The organism is Ramlibacter ginsenosidimutans, from assembly GCF_016654015.1.
Taxonomy (GTDB): Bacteria; Pseudomonadota; Gammaproteobacteria; order Burkholderiales; family Burkholderiaceae_C; genus Ramlibacter; species Ramlibacter ginsenosidimutans.
The window spans coordinates 342,938-363,476 of record NZ_JAEPWM010000001.1; the positions used below are offsets into that span (position 1 = coordinate 342,938).

Below are 20,539 nucleotides of genomic sequence, written 5' to 3' on the forward strand. Positions count from 1 at the left end.
TTCAGTGGTGCTTGTCGGAAGACTTGCCGTCGGCGCCGCCCTCGGCGGACTGCGTTCCCTGCTGCCCCGCGTCCGCGGCCTGGCCGCCGCTGCCGCTGCGCACCTGCACGCGGCGCGCACGCGCCTGGCCGGCGTCCTTCGGGATCGTGACAGTGAGCACCCCGTTGTCGATGGTCGCCTGCACCTTGCCGGGATCGACCGGCGCCGGCAGCCGCAGCGAGCGCTGGAACACGCCCACCGAACGCTCCAGCAGGTGGTAGTCGCGGCGATTGGTCTCGCGCTCCTGCGTCCGCTCGGCGCGGATGGTGAGCATGTCGTCCTCGACGAGCACCTCGACGTCCTCGGGCCTGGCGCCCGGCATCTCGGCGACGACCTTGAACGCCTGGTCGTCTTCACTGATGTCCATGCGCGGCGCGACGATGTTGCCGCGGCCGGCCGATGCCTCGCCCTCGGTGCCGCCGACGTTGTCGAACAGTTGCTCCATCTCGCGCCGCAGCAGCTGGAATGGGTCGCCGCGCTGGCTGCCGAACCCGAAAGGCGTCAGGTGTCCTCGTGCCATGAAATGCTCCTCGTGCCGGTGGAAAGAAGGGCCATCGTGCCCTTCGCGGCGGAGCGGCGTTTCCCCAATTCTGCGTCTCGCGCCTCAGAGCTGCGGCGTGTCCCGTCGCTGCCAACCTAGCGGGCCTGCGCCTGGACCTCCTGGCGCCCGTGCAGCTCCCGCAGGAACTGATCGACCGGCAGGTAGAACGGGTTCTCGTGCAGCAGTCCGCCCAGGATCACGACCGGGTGCGTGCGCAGCACGTCGGCGATCAGTGCGGCCGAGGTTTTCGAGAGGTCGTAGAGGCAGACCACCGTATCGCGGCCCTCCGGCACCACATCGTTCAGGCGGGCCTCGTATTCGAGGAAGGTCTGCATGCCCGGCCAGTCCGCGCCGGCCCATTCGGCATGGCCGGTGATGCGCGAGATCGACGGCTCGTCGTCGGCCGACAGGCGTTGCCGGATGGCGGTGAGCATGCGCTCGACATCGATATGGCCGTCACGCACGTAGTGGTCGTGCACCGACAGGATCTCCAGCTGGCCGCTGCGCTCGTCTGCCTCGACGTCCACGCCGCCCGCCTGCAGATGCCGCCGCAGCGCCGGGCGCTGCCCGCTCTCCACGATCTGGCAGATGCGGTCGCCGCGCCCGAGGCCGTCCTTGATGAAGGGAACCATGACGCGGTACTCCTCCTCCGCATCGCGGAAGAAGGCGCAGATGTGGCGGTGCCTGCCGAGCGTGGTGCCGGCGATTTCGATGGGCACCGGGCAGCCGCAGGCTGTGGCGGAGGCGTTCATGGCTTCTCCTGATTGCGCAAGGGCGGGGGCCGCCGCGTGCAGCCGATGATGACCACCCTATCCCCCCGCGTGCGCCCTGTCCACTCCCCGGCAGCCATGGCGCAGATTTCAGCAGGAATCGGCAACCGGAAGGGCCGGTTGCCAGCCGCGACACGCTCATCCGGAGCATCATGGGACCCTCGCCATGGCCGAACCGTCCGCCGAAATCCGCTGCCTGCAGGACTGCATCAACGGCCTGGTCGGGCTGCTGGCGCTGCCCGCCCTGTGGGAAGGCGCGGCACCGGCGTTGGTGCTGCGCACCGTGCTGGAGGTGCTGGCCCGCCTGCTGGACCTGGAGCTGGCCTACGCCCGCTGGAACGACGGCCCGTTGCCGCTGGAGCTGGCGCGCAGCGAACGCGATCCGGAGGTCACGACCCGGGCACGAGAGATCGGCGGCCGGCTGGCTCCGGCTCTGAAACAGCAATGGCCCGGGCTGGCGTACAGCGTGCCCCACCCCTTTGGCGCCGGCGATCTGCGCGTCACCCATCTCTGGCTCGGCATGGACAAGGAGAGCGGATTCCTGCTCGCAGGTTCGCGGCGACCCGGCTTCCCGACGACCACCGAGATGCTGCTGCTGCGCGTGGCGGCCAACCAGGTCGCGGCGGAGTTCCAGCGGGTCCAGTTGTCGGCGGCGCGGCAGCGCGCCGACTCCGCGGAACGGCTCAACGACGAGATACAGGCGCGCAACGCCTACCTGCACCAGGAGACCGAACGCTTCTGGGGCGACCTGGTCGGCGGCAGCAAGGCACTGGAGGCGACGCAGGCGCTGGCGGAGCGCGTGGCCCCGACCAATGCCTGCGTGCTGGTCCAGGGCGAGACCGGCACCGGCAAGGAGCTGGTCGCGCGCGCGGTGCACGAGCTGAGTCCGCGCCGGGAGCATCCCTTCGTGCGCCTCAACTGCGCGGCGATTCCGGCCAGCCTGCTGGAAGCGGAGCTGTTCGGGCACGAGAAGGGCGCCTTCACCGGCGCCGTGGCGCGGCGCATCGGCCGCTTCGAGCTGGCCGATGGCGGCACCCTGTTCCTCGACGAGGTCGGCGAGATCCCGCTGGAGCTGCAGGCGAAGCTGCTGCGGGTCATCCAGGAGCGGGAGTTCGAGCGCCTCGGCAGCAACCGCACGCTGCGAGTGGACGTACGCCTGGTGGCAGCCACCAACCGCGACCTGGAGCAGATGGTGGCGGACCGTGTTTTCCGCGACGACCTGTACTACCGGCTGAAGGTGTTCCCGATCAGGGTGCCGGCGCTTCGCGAACGGGTCGAGGACATCCCGGTGCTGGCGCGCCATTTCATGCGGCTGCATGCACGCGCCCATGAGCGGGCGGTGCGCGCGATCGCCCCGGAGGCGCTGGCCGTGCTGTGCCGCTATCCCTGGCCCGGCAACGTGCGCGAGCTGTCGCACTTCATCGAGCGCTGCGTGATCCTCTCGCGCGGCGAAACGCTGGAGATCCCGGACGGCGAACTGCGGTCGCGGGCCGTGCACGACGCCTCGGACGCCAGCCTGGAGGCGGTCGCGCGCGAACACATCCTGCGTGCGCTGGACGAGTGCAACTGGGTGCTCGGCGGTCCCGGGGGGGCGGCCGCGCGGCTCGGCATGAAGCGCACTTCCTTGCAGTACAAGATGCAGCGGCTCGGCGTCACCCGCCGCTAGGCAAATGCCGGAGGGCCGGCGCGGTCGCCGGCCCTCCGGCGGCGAGGTCCCCGGTGTGGCTGGGCCACCATTCGCAACTCCTTGATTCCAGCCGCAATCCGGACGCCGCCCGACCGGGCCTGCGCGGGCACGCCGCATGCGATGCCAGTGGCTGCTGCCGTCGTCTTGATGGCCGCAGCCACCCAAAAGGACGCCATCGCCATGCTGGAAACCACGCTCACCTGTTCACCCGGCCCGACCATTCCCAACCAGGATGCGCGCTGGCCGGCCCCCTCCATCCATGTCGCCTACCTGGGCCCTGACGACATCGGCGCGCTGCGAGTGCGCGACTCGCTCGACATCCTGGTGCCCACCGTGCAGGCTCGCCTGTTCGCCACCTTCCGCGACGACGCCGGCCGGGAGCGGACCGCGTTCGTGCGCGCTCCGCTGGTATCGGTGGTGCCGCCCGGGCTGCCGCATGCGCTGGTCGACGAGCCGGGACCCCGCACGCTGGTCCTCAGCATCGCGGCGCCGCTGTTCACCGGGCTGGCGCGGGCCGCGCTGGAAGGCGCGGAGCCGCCTGTGCTGGAACCCCACGCCGCGGCCGACCCGCTGCTGCGCGAGATCGGCAACGCCGTCGAGGACGACCTGCGGCGGCAGCGCACGCCGGGCGCCGCCTACCTGGAGTCGCTGGCCATGGTGCTGGCGGCGCACGTCGCCCGCCTCCACGCGGCGGTCGCCGGTAGACGACCCGGCATCGCCGGCGGGCTGGCGCCGCACAAGCTGCGGCGCGTGCACGAGTTCATCGCCGACCACCTGGCTGAGCCGATCCGCGTGGAGGAACTGGCACGCACGGTCCACCTCAGCCCGTTCCATTTCGCCCGCATGTTCAAACAGTCCACCGGCCGGTCGCCCCACCTGCACATCCTGATGCAGCGCGTCGAGCGGGCCAAGCATCTGCTGGCCGACAGCGACGCCGCGCTGGTGGACGTGGCCGCTGAAGCCGGCTTCCGCACCCAGGGCCACTTCACCGGCGTGTTCCACCATTACACCGGTTGGACGCCGCGGATGTTCCGGCTGAACTCGCGCGATTCGTCGCGCACCGACGGCCCCGTAGCGCCGCCCATGCATCCGCGCGTGCGGGGCCCTGAAACGATGGAATGGGGGCAACCATGACGAACATGCCCTTGCCGCTGCCAGGCAGCCGCTTCGAGCTGCGCTTCGAGTCGCTGTTCCAGCCGGGCTACGCCCTTGCCTTTCCCTGCGACAGCGAGGGCCATGTCGACGACGAGCACCTCGGCGCCAACATCCGGCACAGCTACCTGTTCGCCCGGGCCATGGTGGGGCGTGAGTACAAGTGGCCGCGCATCACGCCGTGCACCTTGACCGCCGAGGTCGGCGGGTAGCCGCGCAGCCGCGGCCCAGGCTGCCACTGAAGGGACGCGGGCAGCGCGCGTCCCCTTCGAAGGCGATCTCGCCGGGGCGTCGGTTACGCTGCGCGGTCCTCCAGCCAGCCGAGAGCTGCCGCGAGGTCGTTATAGAAAACTCGGTAGTTCGCCTCTCCTGCGTGTCCGAACGCGATGCGCGCCAGGTACGCGATCCGGGAGTTGGGGACCAGAATGGCGGTGCGCAAGGACGCTGTGCCGAGGTTGTTCTTCTTCTCGGAGTCGAGCTGCTTTTGCAGAAGCACGAGCTCCATGTCGGGCGGCTCCAGCTCCAGCGCGTCGTAAAGCACCCGGATCTGCTGCGTGTCGCGAGCGAGCTCGAGTACACGGTGCTCGCACTCTCGCAGCATCTCCGCCGTCGGCCTTCCGCGGATGCGTGCCACGATGACCGTGCCGACAGGCTCCACCCAGATCTGTTCGTTTCTCATGCCCTCATGCTACTGCGGGCACCGTGGGAGTCCCACGCTGGTCCATCTGATCGGGTCATTCCTGCAGGATGTGCACCGTCCGATGTGGAGTCTCCGAGAGGCGCGCGCCTGCGCGCCCTGCATGCATGGGGCGTCAGGCCTTCACCAGTCCCCTGCGCACTGCATAACGGGTCAGGCTCGCCACGTCCCTCAGGTCGAGCCGCTCCATGATGCGGGCGCGGTGCACATCGATCGTCTTCGGACTGAGCTTCAGCTGGAACGCGATCTCCTTGGAGGAAAGCCCGGAGGCGAGGAGGGAAAGCACTTCCTGCTGGCGATCCGTGAGACCGTCGTCCGCCAGCGCATCGACGCGATGCATCAGCAGCCGGGCGACGGCGGCATTGAAGTAGCTGCCGGTTGTCAGCATCACGCCAATGGCATGCTGCAATTCATGGGGCGCCGCGCTCTTGGTCAAGTACCCGTTGGCGCCGCTCGCCACCGCGCGCTGGACCATCTCGGCGCTGTCAAACATGGAGAGAACCAGGATCGGTAGCGAAGGATGTCGCGCACGGATCCTCGTCACTGCTTCCACGCCGTCGATCCCGGGCATGCCGATGTCGGTGACCACCAGGTCCGGCCGCACGCGCTCGAGAAGGGCAAGGAGTTCCTCACCGGAGCGTGCTTGCGCGATCACCTCGACATCCGGGAGCAATTCGATCAAGCCCTGGATGCCGGCGCGAACCAGGTCGTGATCGTCCGCCAGCACCACGCTTTTGACGGAACGCGCCATGGCCCGCGCCGGCAAGGCGGCCTGGCGCGTCGCGGGAAAAAGATTGGGTGCGATCATCCTTGTAGCTCCGTGTCTGGATCCGATCGTACGCGCGCAACCGCGGCTTCCCGGCTTGCGAAGGAATTCCGCCATCGCGCCGGCAAGGGCACGTGACAAATTGCCTCCGCGCTCACGCTGCATGCGACGCGCTGCAGCAGGTTCGCCTCACGGCAGCGTGAAGCAGAAGGCTGCTCCGCGACCCGGCTGGCCCGTTGCCCAGACGCGCCCACCGTGCCTCGCGACGATGCGTTGGACGTTTGCAAGGCCAATACCGGTGCCTGGAAATTCAGCCTGCGTATGCAGCCGCTGGAATGCGCCGAACAGCTTGTCCGCGTACTCCATGTCGAACCCTGCGCCGTTATCGGCGACGCAGAACGTGGTGGATCCATCTGCCTGGCGCTCCCCGCTGAAGCGGATCTCCGCGTCGCCGCGGTTTCCCGTGAATTTCCAGGCGTTCTCCAGCAGGTTCTGGAGCGCCATGCGCAGGAGCGTCGGGTCAGCCAGGGCGCACAATCCTGGCTGGACCTCCACGGTCACGACGCGGTCCGGGTCGCGCACACGCAAGTCGTCCAGGATGGCTTCCGCTGTCGCACTCAGGTCGACGCGCGCCGGACTAAGCGACACCTGGGACAGCCGTGCGTGCGAGAGCAGCGCCTCCACGTAATCATCGAGTTGCTGCGCGGCCTGCCGGACGCGGCTGGCGTACTGTCGGTCCTTTTCCGCAGCGGCCTGCATCCGTTGTTCCAGGACATGCGCCAGCGCACGGATGGCGGCGATCGGCGCGCGCAGGTCGTGCGCGAGCGAGTGCGCGAACGCGCGGAGTTCCGAGTTGGCCACCTCCAATTCCGCTGTTCTTTCGCGGACCTTCTCGGCCAATCCCTCGTTCAAGGCGAGGATCTCTGCCTCGTGCCTCAGGCGCTCGCTCACGTCGCGGATCGCCACGCTTGCATACGTCACGCCATCGCTGCCCCTGAAGAGCGCGCCCGAGAGTTCCGCCTGGAACCGGGTCCCGTCGCCGCGAACGAGGCTCACATGGCCTCGCGCCCTTCCTGCCGCGTCCAATTCGGCAAGCAGCTGCTGCAGCCCGGCCTCGTGCGGTGCGCTGAGCGCGCTAGTGCAGCGCTGGCAAATCTGCGCCTCCGACAGCGCGAACATCTCGCAGGCCGCTGGATTGGCGGCCAGGATCCTCCCGGATTGCCGTTCGAGCTGCAGCAGCGCGTCCAGGCTGACCTCGAAGAGCAGCCGATGGCGTTCCTCGCTGGCGCGCAGCGCGTCCTGCGCGAGCTTGCGATCGGTGATGTCCTGGAAGTACACCGCCAGGCCCTGGGCCGACGGATATGCGTGCACTTCCCCCCACACTCCGAGCGCGTCCAGGAACACCTGGAAATGCGCGGGTCCACCCCCTGAAACCGCGCGCTCGTACTCCTGGTGCAGGGGGCTGCCGGCAAACCATGGAAACAATTCCATGATCGAACGACCCAGGAGCTCACTGCGGGGCCGCTGCGCCACCCTTTCCGTCTCGTGGTTCGCGTACGTGAACCGCCAGTCGCGATCCAGCGTGTAGAAGCCGCTGGCGATGCTCTCGAAGGTCGTGACCAGCTGCTGGTTGAGTTCGTGCAGCCGGCGAGCGGCCATCTTCCTGTCCGTCACGTCCTCCACCGCGCCGATCACGCGACGACGCGGCCCCGTGACGGAAGGTTCCGGCTCGCCGATGATTTCGAGCCACCTCTCCTGGCCGTCCTGCAGCAGCAGGCGTGCCTCCATCCTGAATGCCTGGTTGTGCGCGACGCAGGCACCCACGCGTTCTCGAAGTTCGCGGCGATGCGGCTCTTCCAGGGCGGCGAAAGCCTGCTCCCAGGCGAGCGGTCCATCGCTCGCACCGCCCAGGAGCTGCGCTCCTTCGGGCGTCCATTCGACTTCCATGCCGGGGACACGCAGGGCCCACCCTCCAATGCGGGCGAGTCGCGACGCCTGCTGTAGCAGGAGTCGGGCCTGCCGCGCTTCTTCTTCCGCGCGCACCCGGCGCGTGATGTCGTGCGAAGTCCCCCTGTAGCCGCGAAATCGACCCGCCCCATCGAACACCGGGTCTCCGCTGACCGAGAAGCACGCTGCGTCAGGCCCATCGCCGATGCGGTACTCGAACTCGCGAAAGGGCAAACGCGATTCAAGCGCGGCGATGTGTTCATCCCAGGACGAGGCTAGCGGCACCGCGTGCGCAAGCTCCCACCGCGCGCGGCCCAGGGCGACGTCCAGGTCGGGGATGCGCCTCTGCTCGCCACCTTCCACGAGAGTGAAGCGGTAGTCCGCGTCCTGCTCCCAAAGCCATGAGGAGGCGCGATCCGCATGAAACGAGCCAGGGTGCGCCGTGCGCGCCTCCGATGTGGAGTCTCCGAGATCGAGGACCGTGCCGGCAACGACGGCCGGCGCGCCGCGCTCGTCCAGCGAAACCACTTCACCGTCGCCCTTCAACCTTCTGCGCGCACCACCCGGGTTCGTGAAGAAGTATTCGAAGCTGAAGGTACGCTGCCCGCCACGGAGCGCTTCCTCCAGAGCGGGCAGTCTCCCCGCATCTGCAGGATCGACGCAACGCAGCCAGGACTCGAACGTAAGCTGCGGCCCGGCTTCTCCGAAGATTCTCTCAGCCTCCGCAGAGAGTGCTATCTCCCCGGTCGACAGGTTCCAGGTCCAGCAGCCGAGCCCCGCGATCCGCAGCGCGCTTTTCAGAAAGGTGTGGGTTGTGGGATCGCCCGGCGCCTGCGGAGTGGCGTCCGGCTCAGGTGTCATGTTGTTGCGCATCATTGCCCTGATTCTGATTGCCTGGGCACCGAAGGTTTAAGTGCTTCAACGCGGCCTGCAGTTCTGGTTCTTGTGCGATGGCCGTGACGGCCATTTCCAAGGCGGGACCGTTGTTGAGGCGCCGCACTCCCGAACGAGGTCCACTTCGTCACCAACGGCAGCGAATTCGTGGACTGGGGGCGACGTCGCGTCGGCGGTTCTCAGTACGTGTTCCTGCCCGAAGCCTGCCCATGCAATGACGGCAGTGTGCCCCGCACGACCGGATGCCACGCGCCGAGCTCGTCCAGTGTGTTGATCCCGAGCAGGCCCATGTTCGTGTCGATCTCGGCCGCCAGGATCTTTGCCGCATGCGCGACGCCCGCGGCTCCTGCGATTGTCGCGGCGTAGTTGAAGGGACGGCCGACGAATACGAAGTCGGCGCCGAGTGCCAGGGCCTTGGGTACGTCCGAGCCGCGGCGGAAGCCGCTGTCCACCATCGCTCGCCCCCGTCTCGCTCCAGATCTTGAACGCTTGCGCCCCGGCGTCAACCGCCCGACCCGGTTTCGTGCACGCTTCTAAGCGCTCACCCGGGCACTCCGAACACCCACCCGACGGATTGCTTCCGCGAACGCTTGCACCAGCGGCGGCGCCCCCTCGGCCCCGCGCCGGGTGTACAAGCCCAGCGACGGCAGCGGCACCACCGGTGTGACGCTCAGGCGGCGCACGCCGCCGCGGGCCAGTTCATCCCTCGCATGTTCGAACCGCACCGCGCCCAGGAGTGCCGCGTCCATGCGCAGGACGCTGCCCACGGTCACGGAAGAAAGCACTTCGATGGCCGGCTCCGGCGGATCCAGCCCTTCATTCAGGAACGCCGTCATCAGGGCCTGACGGACCAGCGTGTCCTTGGGAGGTGCCACCCAGGAGCTCGCATGGAGATCGGCCCAGCGCAGCCGGCGGCTGCGGGCCAGCGGATGTGCGTCCGCGCAGAGCACGCACAGTTCGTCTTCCAGCAGTACCTCCGGCTTGAGCAGCGGCAGCAGGTCGCTGGTGAGCAACTCCGGGGTGATGGCGCCGAACACGCAATCCAGTTCCCCATCCAGCAGTCGCTGGATCAGCTCGCGCACGCGGCCTTCCTGGATCTGGACCCGGGTGCCCGGCAGGCGGCGGCGCAAATGCACCACCGCTTGCGGAACCGCGGCGGTGACCGACAGGGTGCCCACGCGCAAGACGCCCTTGGCGCCGGTGCGCAAGGCATCGACTTCGTCCTTGCCACGGGCCAACTCACCGAGCATCACGCGTGCCCGGTAGACCACGGCCTGTCCCAGCGCGTTGGCCGTGAGGCCTTGCGGGCTGCGCTCGAACAGGCGGGCACCGAATCCCGCCTCCGTCTCGGCCAGCATCTTGCTGAGCGCGGGCTGGCTCAGGTGCAGCCGGACGGCGGCCGCGCGCATGGTTCCGGCATCGCCCAATGCCACGAGCAGTTGCAGGTGGCGCAGGCGCAGCCGGCGCACGAGGTAATCGGTGCTTGCGTTCATGGAGCGGTTCTGTCTTTCGTGCCGCCTTGCGAGTGATCACTGTGAGTGATCGCGGCATCAGGATTATTGAATTTCCAGGAATCGCCTGGGTCCCTATCGTTCGCTCCATGTCCCCTGCTGCCTCCAACCCCACCCGCTCGCCCGCGGCGCCGCTCCAGGGCGTGCGGGTGCTCGATCTTGGCCAGTACATCGCCGGCCCCGGTGCGGCGATGGTGCTGGGCGAACTGGGCGCCGACGTCGTGAAGGTCGAGCCGCTGGCCGGCGACCAGGCGCGCCATATCGGCCGCTACGGGGAGTCGATGGTCAATGCGCACAACCGTGGCAAGCGCTCGATCGCGCTGGACCTGAAGAGCGAAGCCGGGCGGGAGATCGCGCTGCGCCTGATCGCAGACAGCGACGTGGTCATCCAGAACCTTCGGCCGGGCGTGGTGGAGAAGCTCGGAATCGGTCCTGCCGAAGTTCGGGCGAGGCACCCGCGAGTCATCTACCTTTCCATTTCTGGCTTCGGCAGCAACACCCCCTCGGCCGAGCGGCCGGGCTATGACATCGCGGCGCAGGCGGAAAGCGGATTGATGTCTGTGACCGGCGAGCCGGACGGGTTGCCGCAGAAAGTGGGGGTGCCTGTCGTCGATGCGGCGGCCGCGCACCTGGGCGCGCAGGCCGTGCTGGCGGCGCTGTACGGGCGCGAGCGCAGCGGCGTCGGCGAGACGCTGGAGGTTTCGTTGCTCGAGACGGCCTTGCACCTGCAGGGGGCGACGTGGTGCGAATACCTCGCCGGCGGGCCGGAGCCCACCCGCATCGGCAATGGCCAGCCCCACAATGCGCCGGCGGCCGACGTGGTGGCCACCCGAGACGGCCACATCGTGCTGTCCGCCTACGCCGAGGACCACTGGCGACGCTTCTGCCGTGCGATCGGCCGCGAGGCATTGGCCAGCGACCCGCGCTTTTGCAGCAACGCGCGCCGCGTGGCGCACCGATCCGAGCTGCGCGCCGTGCTGAGCGATTGCCTTTCCGCATACAGCACCGAGGAGTGCGTGGAGCTCCTCAGCCGACACCAGATCGTCGTTGGTGCCGTGCGCCGCTACCGTGACGTGCTCGCGGGCGCCGACCTGGCGGCCAGTGGCATCCTGGTGGATGCCGCGTCGCCGGACGGGCGCTCTTACCGTGCCCTGGGCCTTCCGTACCGGCTGGGAGATGCTCCGCGCGCCGCGCCGGCAGCCGCTCCGACGTGTGGCGCCGATAGCATCGCCCTCCTGAGCGAGGCTGGCTACTCCGAAGCAGACATCGCGGCGCTGCGCGACAACCGCGTGATCGCCTGAACACCATGACGACATCGAAAGCATCCATGCAGGTGAGAGGCGACGCGCCCGCCCGCGCCGCCATCGTCCACACCCTGCCGCTGTTCGAGATGATGCGCATGCGCGCTGCGACAACGGCACGGCGCCATCCGACGCTGGGCTTCGCCGCCGACGACCCCGGTTCGCGGATGCGCTGGGTGAACCAGTTCACCCACACGCACCGCCGGCTCGGCCCCGACGATCGCGAGGTGGTGAGCCCGAACAATGACACCGTGTACAGCAACGCGTGGCTGGACCTCTCGCAAGGACCGGTGCTGATCGACACCCCGGAGATGGGCGACCGGTACTGGACGCTGGGGCTGCTTGACGCCTGGACCAACCCCTTTGCCTATATCGGCCGCCGCACGACGGGCAACCGGCGCCAGCGCACGCTGGTGCACGCACCGGGCTGGCGGGGAGAGGTGCCGGCCGGGGTCTCGCAGGTGATCACCGCGCCCGGGCAGGACGTCTGGATCATCGGCCGCATCCTCGTGGACGACTCCCCCGCCGACCTGGAGCAGGTACGCGCCCTGCAGGCGCAGATCGCGGCGCGCCGGGTGGACGGCAGCGAAGCGGGCATGCGGGTGGACACGCGGCTGGACGGTCGCTCCGTCACCGTTCCGCCAGCATCGCTCTATCGCGCCATCGTGGACGAGGCACTGGCGCGCAATCCCGTTCCGCAAGGAGAGACCCTGCACTGGCCGCTCGACGCCGACGCGCTGGCGGCGGAGCTCCCGAATGTGTTCCACCTCCTGCGCGAGAAGCAGCAGCCACACGCCCTCGGCGGCGGTTGGGCGCTGGCTCTGTCAGTGCGCACGCATTGGGGCCAGGACGTCATGACGCGTGCGCGCGTGGCGCGCAACTTCATCGGTGCGCTCGGCATCGACGAGGCGATGTATCCCACGGCGGAGATGGATGCCGACGGCCAGCCCCTGCACGGATCGAACGCATACGAGCTGCGGTTTCCGCCTGGCGCGGGGCCGCGCGTAGGCGCCTTCTGGTCGCTGACCATGTACCGTCGCAGCGACTGCCTGTTCGTCGCCAACCCGATCAACCGCTACTCGATCGGCGACCGCACGCCGGGGCTGCGTCTCGAGGCCGATGGCAGCTTGGCAATCCGCCTGCAGGCGGACGACCCTGGACCAGGGTGCAATTGGCTGCCCGCTCCCGACGGGGAGCCGTTCTACGTGGTGCTTCGGCTCTATCAACCGCAGGCCGAACACCTGGAATTCCGCTATTCCTATCCGTCGCTGCGCCGCATCTGAGGCCCCGTACGCATTCCAACCAGAGCAAAAGGAGACAAGCATGAACCTCACCCGCCGCCAACTGCTTGGCGTTGCTGCCGCAGGCCTCGCACCCGTCGGCTTGCCCGCGGCCGCCCAGTCGTGGCCCAGCCGGTCCATCCGTCTTGTCTCGCCCTACAGCGCGGGCGGCTCCAACGACATCCTGACCCGTGTGCTCGGAAACTTCCTCGGCGCCAAGCTGGGACAGCCGGTCGTGGTCGAAAACAAGGCCGGTGCCGGCACGCGCATTGCCAACGACTACGTGGCGAAGGCGGCACCCGACGGGTACACGCTGCTCCACGCGGCGGCGCCGATCGCCATCGGCGAGGCGCTCTACACGAACCTGCCCTACGACGTTCACAAGAGCTTCGAGCCGATCGTCAGCACCGCCATCGCGCCGCTTTTCCTGGTCGTCAATGCCGACGCGCCGTACAAGACCGTCGCCGAATTCGTGAAGTGGGGCAAGGCGAATCCCAAGGGCTTCACCTTCGGCTCGCCCGGCGCGGGGTCGGCGCCGCACCTGACCGCCGAATTGTTCATTCGCGCAGCCGGCGCCAAGGGACTGGTCGTGCAGTTCAAGGGCGATGCGCCGGCGTACACCGAACTGCTCGCCGGTCGGATCGATGCCACGCTGACGGCCGTCTCCACGGCGGTGCCGTACGTGCAGGCGGGCAAGCTGCGCATCCTGGCAGTCGCCAACGAGAAGCGGACGCCCTTGCAGCCCGAGACGCCGACCTTCGTCGAATCGGGGCTACCCAACGTGGTGGGTTATGGCTGGTACGGCCTGATGGCACCCGCTGGTACGCCGGCCCCGATCCTCCAGCGGCTGAATGCGGAGACCAACGTCGCTCTCAACGACCCCGAGGTGCGGAAGAAGGCGGAGGCCGTCGGGCTGCAACTGCGCGGCGGGACGGCAGCGGAGTTCCGCGCCTTCCTGGACAGCGAGACAAGGAAGTGGTCGCAGATCATCAAGGCTGCAAACATCAAGCCCGAGTAGCCTCGGCCCCCACGGGCTCGAAGCCTCTTGCAGCGACACGGCGGAGTCGATACGTCGGCAGGATTGGGGGCTTGCGACCCGAAGCAGCCGCCGCCCGCCTCATCTCACCCGCGCAGCGCGTCCACCACCGCGTCGCCCATCTGCCGCGTTCCCACGCGCTCCCTCCCGGCCTGGTGGATGTCCGCGGTGCGCAGGCCCCGGGCCAGCACGGCGCGCACGGCATCTTCCACCCGGCGCGCTTCCGCCTGCAGGCCGAAGCTCTGGCGCAGCATCATGGCCACGGAAAGGATCGCGGCCAGCGGGTTCGCGATGTCCTTGCCGGCGATGTCCGGCGCGGTGCCGTGCACCGGTTCGTACAGGCCCCGCGCGCCCTGCCCGAGCGAGGCCGAGGGCAGCATGCCGATCGACCCCGTGAGCATGGCGGCCGCGTCGGAGAGGATGTCGCCGAAGATGTTGCCGGTGACGATCACGTCGAACGCCAGCGGCGCGCGCATCAACTGCATCGCCGCGGCGTCGACGAACAGGTGCGTGAGCTCCACATCCGGATAGTCGCGCCCGACACGGGTCATGACTTCGCGCCACAGCTGCCCGACCTCCAGCACGTTGGCCTTGTCGACCGAGCAGACCTTGCGCCTGCGGCTGCGCGCGGCGCGGAAGGCGACGTGGGCGATGCGCTCCACCTCGCCTTCGCTGTAGCGCATCGTGTTGAACGCGACGCGCTCGCCGGCCTCGGTCGCGAAGCCACGCGGCTCGCCGAAGTACACGTCGCCGGTCAGCTCGCGCAGGATCAGCAGGTCCAGTCCTCGCACGACCTCCGGCCTGAGCGTCGACGCGCCTATCAGCTCCTCGAACAGCAGCGCCGGACGGAAGTTGGCGAACAGGCCCAGTTCCTTGCGCAGGCGCAGCAGGCTCGCGCCCGGCCGCATCGCATAGGGGATCGCCTCGTCGCCCGGCATGCCCGCGGCCCCGAACAGGATGGCGTCGGCGTTGCGCGCGACCTCGCTGGTGCGCACCGGCAAGGGATCGCCGTCGGCGTCGATGCCTGCCTGGCCGATGAACGCCTCGACCACTTCCAGCCGGTGGGTGCGCCCCAGTACCGCGTCCAGAACCTTCACCGCCTCGGCCGTCACCTCCGGGCCGATTCCGTCGCCCGCCAGCACTGCGATCTTCATGCTTCCAGTCCTCGTTCGTATTGCTCGATGAGGGGCACCAGCCCCAGCGTGTAGCCGATCTCGTCCAGCCCCTCCAGCAGGCAGCGGCGGGCGAAGGCGTCGATGGCGAATGACTGCGGCGCCAGGCCCGGGCCCCGCACCACCTGTTCGACCAGGTCCACGCGCACATGGGCGCCCGGCTCGGCGCGCAAGGCGGCCTGCAGCTCCTGGACCCCGGCAGCGGGGATCACCACCGGCAGCAAGCCGTTCTTCAGCGCGTTGCCGAAGAAGATGTCGCCGAAGCTGGGCGCGATGACGGCGCGGATGCCGCCGTCGGCCAGCGCCCACACGGCGTGCTCGCGCGATGACCCGCAGCCGAAGTTGGGGCCGGCCACCAGGATGCGCGCCGCCGCGTAGGCCGGGTCGTTCAGCACGAACCCGGGAAGCGGACGGCCCTGCGCATCGCGCCGGACATCCAGGAACATCCATTGCCCGAAATCGTTGGCGCGTGGCTTCTGGATGAAGCGCGCGGGGATCACCTGGTCGGTGTCGATGTTGGCGGCCTCCATGGGCGCGGCACCGGCGTCGACGATGCGGAAGGCTTGCATGTCAGGCGGCTCCCAGTTCGCGGACGTCGACGAGGCAGCCGCGCACCGCCGCGGCTGCGGCCATCGCCGGGCTCATGAGATGCGTACGCGAGCCCGGGCCCTGGCGGCCTCGGAAGTTGCGGTTGGAGGTGGAGGCACAGCGCTGTCCTGCGCCGACCTGGTCGCCGTTGGTTCCCAGGCACATCGAGCAACCCGCTTCGCGCCACTGGAAGCCGGCGGTGCGGAAGATGTCGTCCAGGCCTTCCTCTTCTGCCTGCCGCTTCACGAGGCCGGAGCCCGGCACCACCCAGGCCTGCACGCCCGGCGCGACGCGGCGGCCGCGCACGACCTGCGCAGCGCTGCGCAGGTCCTCGATGCGGCCATTGGTGCACGAGCCGATGAACACATGGTCCACGGGCACGCCGGCCAGGGACTGGCCGGCCTTCAGGCCCATGTAGTCCAGCGCGCGCTCCAGCGCATCGCGCCGTTCCGCCGGCACGCTGGCCGGCGACGGCACGGCACCGGTGATGGGCGCCACGTCCTCGGGACTGTTGCCCCAGGTGACCATGGGCGCGATCGCCGATGCGTCCAGGCGGACCTCGCGGTCGAAGGCGGCCTGCGGGTCGGAAGCCAGCGAGCGCCAGCCTTGCACGGCCTGGTCCCAGGCCGCATCCTGCGGCGCATGCGGCCGGCCCCGCAACCAGGCGAAAGTGGTCTCGTCCGGCGCGATCATGCCGGCGCGAGCGCCGGCCTCGATGCTCATGTTGCAGACCGTCATGCGGCCTTCCATCGACAGCGCGCGGATCGCTTCGCCCGCGTACTCGATAGCGTGGCCAGTGGCGCCGGCCGCGCCTATGCGGCCGATGATGGCCAGGATGAGGTCCTTGGCCGTGACGCCTTGGCCCAGGCGGCCGTCCACCGTGATGCGCATCGTGCGGGGCATGCGCTGCCACAGCGTCTGCGTGGCAAGCACGTGGCCGACTTCCGAGGCGCCGATGCCGAATGCCAGCGCCCCGAGGGCGCCATGCGTGGAGGTGTGGCTGTCACCGCAGACCAGCAGCATGCCCGGCAGGGTCAGCCCCTGCTCCGGGCCGACCACGTGCACGATGCCCTGGCGCGGATCCTCCAGCCCGAAGACGCGGATTCCGGCGCGCGTGCAGTCGTCCTGCAGCGCCTGCGCCATCGCGCGCTTCTCGGGGTCCGCCACGTCGGCCAGGCGGCGCGAGTGCGTCGGCACGTAGTGGTCGGGCGTGGCGAAGGCGCGCTGCGGCGCGCGCACCGGCAGCCCGCGCTGGCGCAGCATCTCGAAGGCCGGAGCGGAGCCGTCCTGCACGAGGTGGCGGTCGACGTACAGCAGGGCCTGGCCGTCGTCGCGCACCGTGACGACGTGCCGCGACCAGATCTTCTCGAACAGGGTGGATGCGGTCATTCCAGCTTGGCGCCCGAGGCCTTCACGATGCCGTCGTAGCGCTTGGTTTCGGAGACGATGAAGTTGCCGAAGTCCTCGGGCGTGCCGCCGCCGATCTCCGCGCCGAAGTCCGCCATCCGCTTCTGGAACTCGGGCGTCTTGAGCACCGCATTCGCGTCGGCGTTGAGCTTGTCGATGATGGGCCGCGGCGTGCCCGCAGGCGCCATCAGCCCGTACCACGAAGAGGCGTAGATGCCCGGCAGGCCGACTTCGTCGAACGTCGGCACGTTGGGCAGCGCGGGATTGCGCGCCTTCGAGGCCACGGCCAGCGCGCGCATCTTGCCGCTCGCGATGAAGGGCAGGCAGGTGGTGGTGTCCAGCATCAGCGACACGTGGCCGGAAGCGAGGTCGGCTTCGGCCGGCGACGTGCCCTTGTACGGCACGTGCGTCAGTTCCACCTTGGCCACCTGCATGAACTGCACCGCGGCCAGGTGCTGCGAGGACCCGACGCCGCCTGACGCGTAATTCAGCTTGGACGGATTGGCGCGCGCGAACTCCACCAGGTCCGCCACCGTCTTGAACGGCGAACTCGCGGGGACGACCAGGATGTTCGGCACCGAGGACACGTAGATGATGGGCGCGAAGTCCTTGATGGGATCGAAGCCGAGACGGCTGTAGAGGTGCACGTTGATGGCATTCGGGCTGATCGATGCCATGAGCAGGCCGTAGCCGTCGGGCTTCATGTGCGCGGCCAGTTCCGTGCCGATGTTGCCGCCGGCGCCGCCGCGGTTGTCGATCACGAAAGGCTGGCCGAGGCGCCGGCTCAGCGGCTCGGTCAGCAGGCGCGCGGTGGTGTCCACGCCGCCGCCCGGTGGCCAGGGCACCATGAGCCGGATGGGCTGGTGCGGATAGTTGTCCTGCGCCAGCGCGGGAAGCGCCGCGGCGAGCAGCAGTGCCACCAGGCAGGCATGCAGTTTTCTCAGCATCGATTTGTCTCCTGTCGTGGTCTGACGCCACGGGGAGATCCTAGGGAGGGACGCGGCCCCGATCAACGACAATTAAGGCATGGAGGCCATGCGAAAAGCTCATGGCCTTCGTCCTGTCCTCCTGTCCATGAGCCGCCGCCTGCCCCCGCTGAACGCCGTCCGCGCTTTCGAGGCCGCGGCGCGCTGCGGCAACTTCACGCGTGCCGCGCAGGAACTATGCGTGACGCAGGGCGCGGTCAGCCGCCACGTCGGGGCACTGGAGGACTGGCTGAAGGTTCGCCTGTTCGAGAGAACCGCCCGCGGCATCGCGCTCACTCCGCAGGGACAGGTCTACTACGCGGCCGTCCGTGGAGGGCTGGAGCAAATCGAACACGGCACGCTGCAGGTCCAGCGCAGCCCCGACGAGAGGCGGCTGCGCATCAAGCTGCCGCCCACCTTCGCGATCCGGTGGCTCATGCCGCGGCTGGCGCGCTTCCATGCGAAGCACCCCGACATCGACGTGCAGATCACCACCAGCCACCAGCGCGCCGACTTCGACCGCGACGACGTGGACGTAAGCATCCATTCGGAGTCCGTGCCGCCGCAAGGCGCGGCGTGTCGCAGGCTGTTCGGCGAGACGCTGCTGCCCGTCTGCGCGCCTGGCCTGCTGGAGACGGGGCCGCGCCTGCGCGTGCCGGATGACCTGGCGCAGCATGTGCTCCTGTGCTCCATGAACCGCCCCAAGGACTGGCCTGCGTGGCTGAAGGCGGCCGGTGCGCGCGGCGTGGACGGCAACAGCGGTCTCAAGTTCGAGAACGCCGCGCTCGCCTACCAGGCCGCGGCAGACCAGTTGGGCGTGATCGTTGCCCTGCTGCCCTTCGTGCGTGACGACCTGGCCGCCGGCCGCCTCATCGAACCTTTCGGCGTGCGCGTCCGCACACCGGGGGCGTACTGGATCGCCACCCGCGCAGCCGGCACGGAGCAGCCGCAACGCGTCCAGGCTTTCGAAGAATGGATCCTGGCCGAAGCGGCCCAGGACGGCGGCGACTGAGCGGGACGGACCACCTCCTCTCCATGGCGCCGGAACCGAACGTCCAGGGAGTCCAGGTACGTCTCGTGTTGGTGCGGGGATGAGAGTGCGAGGTACCTACGGTCAGGGAAAGTCATCGATGGTGGGTCGCTGCCCGTTCGATCGCAGGTGTGGACCGCAAGCAGTCGTTCCTCGCTGAACTTCAAGGGTTCGTACGGGTTAATCGCCGCACGGTCTTCGTAGCGACCCAATCTCGCGTTGCGCTGTCCATCGACAGGAAGTGCGGCGATTGCAGGTGCGCCTGGATCGCCGCCTCGTCGTCGTACAGCTCGTAGAGATAAAAGAGCGACGGATCCGCGGCGTCGCGGCACACGTCGAACTGACGGCAGCCGGGTTCGCGCCGCGAGGCGCGGGCATTCTCGGCGATCGCCGCCTCGAAGGCTGGCACAAACGACGCATGGATGCAGAACTCGACGAGAAGGACTTGCATGGCAACCCTGTGCGGTTACGAATGGAGAAGGGCCGGCAGCCAGCCAGTCAGGGACGGAATGAAGGTAATCAGGAGCACAGTGACGATCGCTGCACCGAGCAGCTTCCACAGGTTGGGCAGGATGTCGCCCATGCTCGCGTTCGCGAGCCTGGCCGAGACGAACAGCGTCGCGCCGACGGGCGGATGGGCCAGTGCGATCGCCAGGTTCGCGGTCATGATCACGCCGAAGTGAACCATGTTGATGCCGAACGACTGCGCGAGTGGCATGAACAGCGGCGCCGACAAGAGCATCGCGGGCAGCGGCTCGATGAAGATGCCCAGCAACAGCATGGCGGCGTTGAACAGCAGGAGGAACTCCCATTGCTGGCTCGCCACCGAACGCACCCACTCGGCCATCTGCGAGGCCACCTGTTCTGCCGTCACCAGCCAGCCCATGCCGCCGGTGGCACCGATCACGAGCAGCACGACGGCGCTGGTGACGAATGCCTGGAGAATCAGCTGCGGAATGTGCCGCCAGGTGAGATCCTTGTAGTAGTAGATCGAGATGATCAAGCCGTAGACGACCGCGCACGAGGCCGACTCGCTGGGCGTGAAGAAGCCGCTCCAGACACCGCCGACGATGATCAGCGGCATCAGCAGCGCCGGACCGGAATCGAGGATGGCGAGCCGCACTTCGCGCCACGTCGCGCGTTCGTCGCCGGTGTCGCAACCCGTCCGCTTGCCGTGCCAGATGCACACCGCGACCAGCGTCACTGCCAGCACTGCCGCCGGCACCAATCCGGCCATTGACATCGAGCGCATCGACGCGCCCGAGATGAACGCGAAAACGAGGAACGGGATCGAGAGCGGCATCAGCAGGGCCAGTGTGCCCGCCACGCTCAGCAGCACGGCCGCGAAGCCGCGCGAATAGCCGCGCTCGAGCATCGCGGGGATGATCAGCGAGCCGATGGCGGCCGTGTCGGCGATCGCCGAGCCGGAAATGCCGCCGAAGATCATGCAGCTGAACACCGTGACCACACCCAGGCCGCCTGGCAGCCAGCCGAGCAACACGCGTGCCAGATGGACGATGCGACGGCCGACGCCTCCCACGGCGAGCAAGGCGCCGGCGAGAATGAACATCGGTACCGCGGTCAGTATGAAGGGCTCGACGCCGGAGATGAACGACAGGTAGACGACCTCCAGCGGGTGCTGCAGGCCGAGCACGAGGATCGTGCCCACGGTCGCCGCGAGCAAGGCGAACAGCATTGGCACGCCGAGCAGTGCGATCGCGAAGAAGGAGCCGAAGAGCACCAGGGGCAGCATCGC

19 protein-coding genes and 1 pseudogene are annotated in these 20,539 nt (G+C 68.7%); 7 read left to right on the top strand and 13 right to left on the bottom strand.

The features are described from left to right. Position 1 precedes the first annotated feature (1 nt). Together JJB11_RS01745 and JJB11_RS01750 are read right to left on the bottom strand one after the other, a co-directional pair. On the bottom strand, positions 2 to 559 hold the full coding sequence (locus tag JJB11_RS01745) for an Hsp20/alpha crystallin family protein (protein ID WP_201166178.1): 558 nt from the start codon (positions 557 to 559) through the stop codon (positions 2 to 4). A 116-nt stretch (positions 560 to 675) separates the two neighbouring features. Beyond that, a complete protein-coding gene (locus JJB11_RS01750) occupies positions 676 to 1,332 on the bottom strand; it encodes an MEDS domain-containing protein (protein ID WP_201166179.1) in 657 nt (218 codons plus the stop codon). A 184-nt stretch (positions 1,333 to 1,516) separates the two neighbouring features. Between JJB11_RS01750 and JJB11_RS01755 the strand changes: the two genes are divergently transcribed. The 3 genes from JJB11_RS01755 (at position 1,517) to JJB11_RS01765 (ending at position 4,401) form a co-directional block, all read left to right on the top strand. After that, the gene (locus JJB11_RS01755; RefSeq protein WP_201166180.1) at positions 1,517 to 3,016 is read left to right on the top strand and encodes a sigma-54 interaction domain-containing protein; all 1,500 of its coding nucleotides are present in this window, start codon (positions 1,517 to 1,519) and stop codon (positions 3,014 to 3,016) included. A gap of 168 nt (positions 3,017 to 3,184) precedes the next feature. After that, on the top strand, positions 3,185 to 4,171 hold the full coding sequence (locus JJB11_RS01760; RefSeq protein WP_201166181.1) for a helix-turn-helix domain-containing protein: 987 nt from the start codon (positions 3,185 to 3,187) through the stop codon (positions 4,169 to 4,171). After that, the gene (locus JJB11_RS01765; RefSeq protein WP_201166182.1) at positions 4,168 to 4,401 is read left to right on the top strand and encodes a hypothetical protein; all 234 of its coding nucleotides are present in this window, start codon (positions 4,168 to 4,170) and stop codon (positions 4,399 to 4,401) included. Before JJB11_RS01760 ends, JJB11_RS01765 begins: the two co-directional genes overlap by 4 nt. An 83-nt stretch (positions 4,402 to 4,484) precedes the next feature. On the opposite strand, the gene JJB11_RS01770 is transcribed toward JJB11_RS01765, so the two are convergent. The 5 genes and pseudogenes from JJB11_RS01770 to JJB11_RS01790 all read right to left on the bottom strand — a co-directional run bounded on the left by JJB11_RS01770 (position 4,485) and on the right by JJB11_RS01790 (position 9,986). Beyond that, the gene (locus tag JJB11_RS01770) at positions 4,485 to 4,868 is read right to left on the bottom strand and encodes an STAS/SEC14 domain-containing protein (RefSeq protein WP_201166183.1); all 384 of its coding nucleotides are present in this window, start codon (positions 4,866 to 4,868) and stop codon (positions 4,485 to 4,487) included. Between the two features lie 133 nt (positions 4,869 to 5,001). After that, positions 5,002 to 5,694, bottom strand: coding sequence for a response regulator transcription factor (locus tag JJB11_RS01775; RefSeq protein WP_201166184.1), 693 nt, complete (start codon positions 5,692 to 5,694; stop codon positions 5,002 to 5,004). A gap of 147 nt (positions 5,695 to 5,841) precedes the next feature. Further along, positions 5,842 to 8,475 carry a PAS domain S-box protein gene (locus JJB11_RS01780; protein ID WP_201166185.1) on the bottom strand — a complete coding sequence of 878 codons (2,634 nt, stop codon included), beginning with the start codon at positions 8,473 to 8,475 and terminating at the stop codon, positions 5,842 to 5,844. Positions 8,476 to 8,672: 197 nt separating this feature from the next. Beyond that, positions 8,673 to 8,948 (bottom strand): annotated as a pseudogene (locus JJB11_RS01785) (alpha-hydroxy-acid oxidizing protein); the annotation flags it as partial. Positions 8,949 to 9,026: 78 nt separating this feature from the next. Next, positions 9,027 to 9,986, bottom strand: a complete 960-nt coding sequence (locus JJB11_RS01790) for a LysR family transcriptional regulator (RefSeq protein WP_201166187.1) — start codon at positions 9,984 to 9,986, stop codon at positions 9,027 to 9,029. Between the two features lie 107 nt (positions 9,987 to 10,093). On the opposite strand from JJB11_RS01790, the gene JJB11_RS01795 reads away from it, so the two are divergent. Genes JJB11_RS01795 through JJB11_RS01805 form a run of 3 tightly spaced genes read left to right on the top strand, consistent with a single transcriptional unit; the run spans position 10,094 to position 13,603 of the window. Further along, positions 10,094 to 11,305, top strand: coding sequence for a CaiB/BaiF CoA transferase family protein (locus tag JJB11_RS01795; protein WP_201166188.1), 1,212 nt, complete (start codon positions 10,094 to 10,096; stop codon positions 11,303 to 11,305). A 26-nt stretch (positions 11,306 to 11,331) separates the two neighbouring features. Beyond that, the gene (locus JJB11_RS01800; protein ID WP_201166189.1) at positions 11,332 to 12,588 is read left to right on the top strand and encodes a DUF1254 domain-containing protein; all 1,257 of its coding nucleotides are present in this window, start codon (positions 11,332 to 11,334) and stop codon (positions 12,586 to 12,588) included. 40 nt (positions 12,589 to 12,628) lie between these two features. Beyond that, entirely contained in the window at positions 12,629 to 13,603 is a 975-nt protein-coding gene (locus tag JJB11_RS01805; RefSeq protein WP_201166190.1) for a Bug family tripartite tricarboxylate transporter substrate binding protein, read from the top strand. A 104-nt stretch (positions 13,604 to 13,707) separates the two neighbouring features. Here JJB11_RS01805 and leuB read toward each other — a convergent pair whose 3' ends face one another. From leuB to JJB11_RS01825, 4 genes are read right to left on the bottom strand one after another with little or no spacing between them, the layout of a single operon-like run. Beyond that, complete coding sequence (leuB, locus tag JJB11_RS01810; RefSeq protein ID WP_201166191.1) at positions 13,708 to 14,775, bottom strand: 3-isopropylmalate dehydrogenase; 1,068 nt, start codon at positions 14,773 to 14,775, stop codon at positions 13,708 to 13,710. After that, complete coding sequence (leuD, locus tag JJB11_RS01815) at positions 14,772 to 15,362, bottom strand: 3-isopropylmalate dehydratase small subunit (protein WP_201166192.1); 591 nt, start codon at positions 15,360 to 15,362, stop codon at positions 14,772 to 14,774. Before leuD ends, leuB begins: the two co-directional genes overlap by 4 nt. Before the next feature lies 1 nt (position 15,363). After that, positions 15,364 to 16,770, bottom strand: a complete 1,407-nt coding sequence (gene leuC, locus JJB11_RS01820; RefSeq protein ID WP_201166193.1) for a 3-isopropylmalate dehydratase large subunit — start codon at positions 16,768 to 16,770, stop codon at positions 15,364 to 15,366. Next, positions 16,767 to 17,735 (bottom strand): Bug family tripartite tricarboxylate transporter substrate binding protein, encoded by a 969-nt coding sequence (locus tag JJB11_RS01825; protein ID WP_201166194.1) that lies wholly within the window; start codon positions 17,733 to 17,735, stop codon positions 16,767 to 16,769. The genes leuC and JJB11_RS01825 overlap by 4 nt, the downstream gene beginning before the upstream one ends. Before the next feature lie 127 nt (positions 17,736 to 17,862). On the opposite strand from JJB11_RS01825, the gene gcvA reads away from it, so the two are divergent. Continuing rightward, the gene (gene gcvA / locus JJB11_RS01830) at positions 17,863 to 18,765 is read left to right on the top strand and encodes a transcriptional regulator GcvA (protein WP_201166195.1); all 903 of its coding nucleotides are present in this window, start codon (positions 17,863 to 17,865) and stop codon (positions 18,763 to 18,765) included. A 181-nt stretch (positions 18,766 to 18,946) separates the two neighbouring features. On the opposite strand, the gene JJB11_RS01835 is transcribed toward gcvA, so the two are convergent. Further along, entirely contained in the window at positions 18,947 to 19,234 is a 288-nt protein-coding gene (locus JJB11_RS01835; protein ID WP_201166196.1) for a putative quinol monooxygenase, read from the bottom strand. A 15-nt stretch (positions 19,235 to 19,249) separates the two neighbouring features. Further along, positions 19,250 to 20,536 carry a TRAP transporter large permease gene (locus JJB11_RS01840; RefSeq protein ID WP_201166197.1) on the bottom strand — a complete coding sequence of 429 codons (1,287 nt, stop codon included), beginning with the start codon at positions 20,534 to 20,536 and terminating at the stop codon, positions 19,250 to 19,252. Positions 20,537 to 20,539 lie beyond the last annotated feature (3 nt).

What these genes read in the sequence shown, in the direction of transcription:
- JJB11_RS01745 (WP_201166178.1), bottom strand. Translation starts at nt 559, where the DNA reads ATGGCACGAGGACACCTGACGCCTTTCGGGTTCGGCAGCCAGCGCGGC.
- leuD (WP_201166192.1), bottom strand. Translation starts at nt 15,362, where the DNA reads ATGCAAGCCTTCCGCATCGTCGACGCCGGTGCCGCGCCCATGGAGGCC.
- JJB11_RS01750 (WP_201166179.1), bottom strand. Translation starts at nt 1,332, where the DNA reads ATGAACGCCTCCGCCACAGCCTGCGGCTGCCCGGTGCCCATCGAAATC.
- leuB (WP_201166191.1), bottom strand. Translation starts at nt 14,775, where the DNA reads ATGAAGATCGCAGTGCTGGCGGGCGACGGAATCGGCCCGGAGGTGACG.
- JJB11_RS01790 (WP_201166187.1), bottom strand. Translation starts at nt 9,986, where the DNA reads ATGAACGCAAGCACCGATTACCTCGTGCGCCGGCTGCGCCTGCGCCAC.
- JJB11_RS01755 (WP_201166180.1), top strand. Translation starts at nt 1,517, where the DNA reads ATGGCCGAACCGTCCGCCGAAATCCGCTGCCTGCAGGACTGCATCAAC.
- gcvA (WP_201166195.1), top strand. Translation starts at nt 17,863, where the DNA reads ATGAGCCGCCGCCTGCCCCCGCTGAACGCCGTCCGCGCTTTCGAGGCC.
- leuC (WP_201166193.1), bottom strand. Translation starts at nt 16,770, where the DNA reads ATGACCGCATCCACCCTGTTCGAGAAGATCTGGTCGCGGCACGTCGTC.
- JJB11_RS01775 (WP_201166184.1), bottom strand. Translation starts at nt 5,694, where the DNA reads ATGATCGCACCCAATCTTTTTCCCGCGACGCGCCAGGCCGCCTTGCCG.
- JJB11_RS01835 (WP_201166196.1), bottom strand. Translation starts at nt 19,234, where the DNA reads ATGCAAGTCCTTCTCGTCGAGTTCTGCATCCATGCGTCGTTTGTGCCA.
- JJB11_RS01765 (WP_201166182.1), top strand. Translation starts at nt 4,168, where the DNA reads ATGACGAACATGCCCTTGCCGCTGCCAGGCAGCCGCTTCGAGCTGCGC.
- JJB11_RS01795 (WP_201166188.1), top strand. Translation starts at nt 10,094, where the DNA reads ATGTCCCCTGCTGCCTCCAACCCCACCCGCTCGCCCGCGGCGCCGCTC.
- JJB11_RS01805 (WP_201166190.1), top strand. Translation starts at nt 12,629, where the DNA reads ATGAACCTCACCCGCCGCCAACTGCTTGGCGTTGCTGCCGCAGGCCTC.
- JJB11_RS01780 (WP_201166185.1), bottom strand. Translation starts at nt 8,475, where the DNA reads ATGATGCGCAACAACATGACACCTGAGCCGGACGCCACTCCGCAGGCG.
- JJB11_RS01825 (WP_201166194.1), bottom strand. Translation starts at nt 17,735, where the DNA reads ATGCTGAGAAAACTGCATGCCTGCCTGGTGGCACTGCTGCTCGCCGCG.
- JJB11_RS01760 (WP_201166181.1), top strand. Translation starts at nt 3,185, where the DNA reads ATGGCCGCAGCCACCCAAAAGGACGCCATCGCCATGCTGGAAACCACG.
- JJB11_RS01840 (WP_201166197.1), bottom strand. Translation starts at nt 20,536, where the DNA reads ATGCTGCCCCTGGTGCTCTTCGGCTCCTTCTTCGCGATCGCACTGCTC.
- JJB11_RS01770 (WP_201166183.1), bottom strand. Translation starts at nt 4,868, where the DNA reads ATGAGAAACGAACAGATCTGGGTGGAGCCTGTCGGCACGGTCATCGTG.
- JJB11_RS01800 (WP_201166189.1), top strand. Translation starts at nt 11,332, where the DNA reads ATGCAGGTGAGAGGCGACGCGCCCGCCCGCGCCGCCATCGTCCACACC.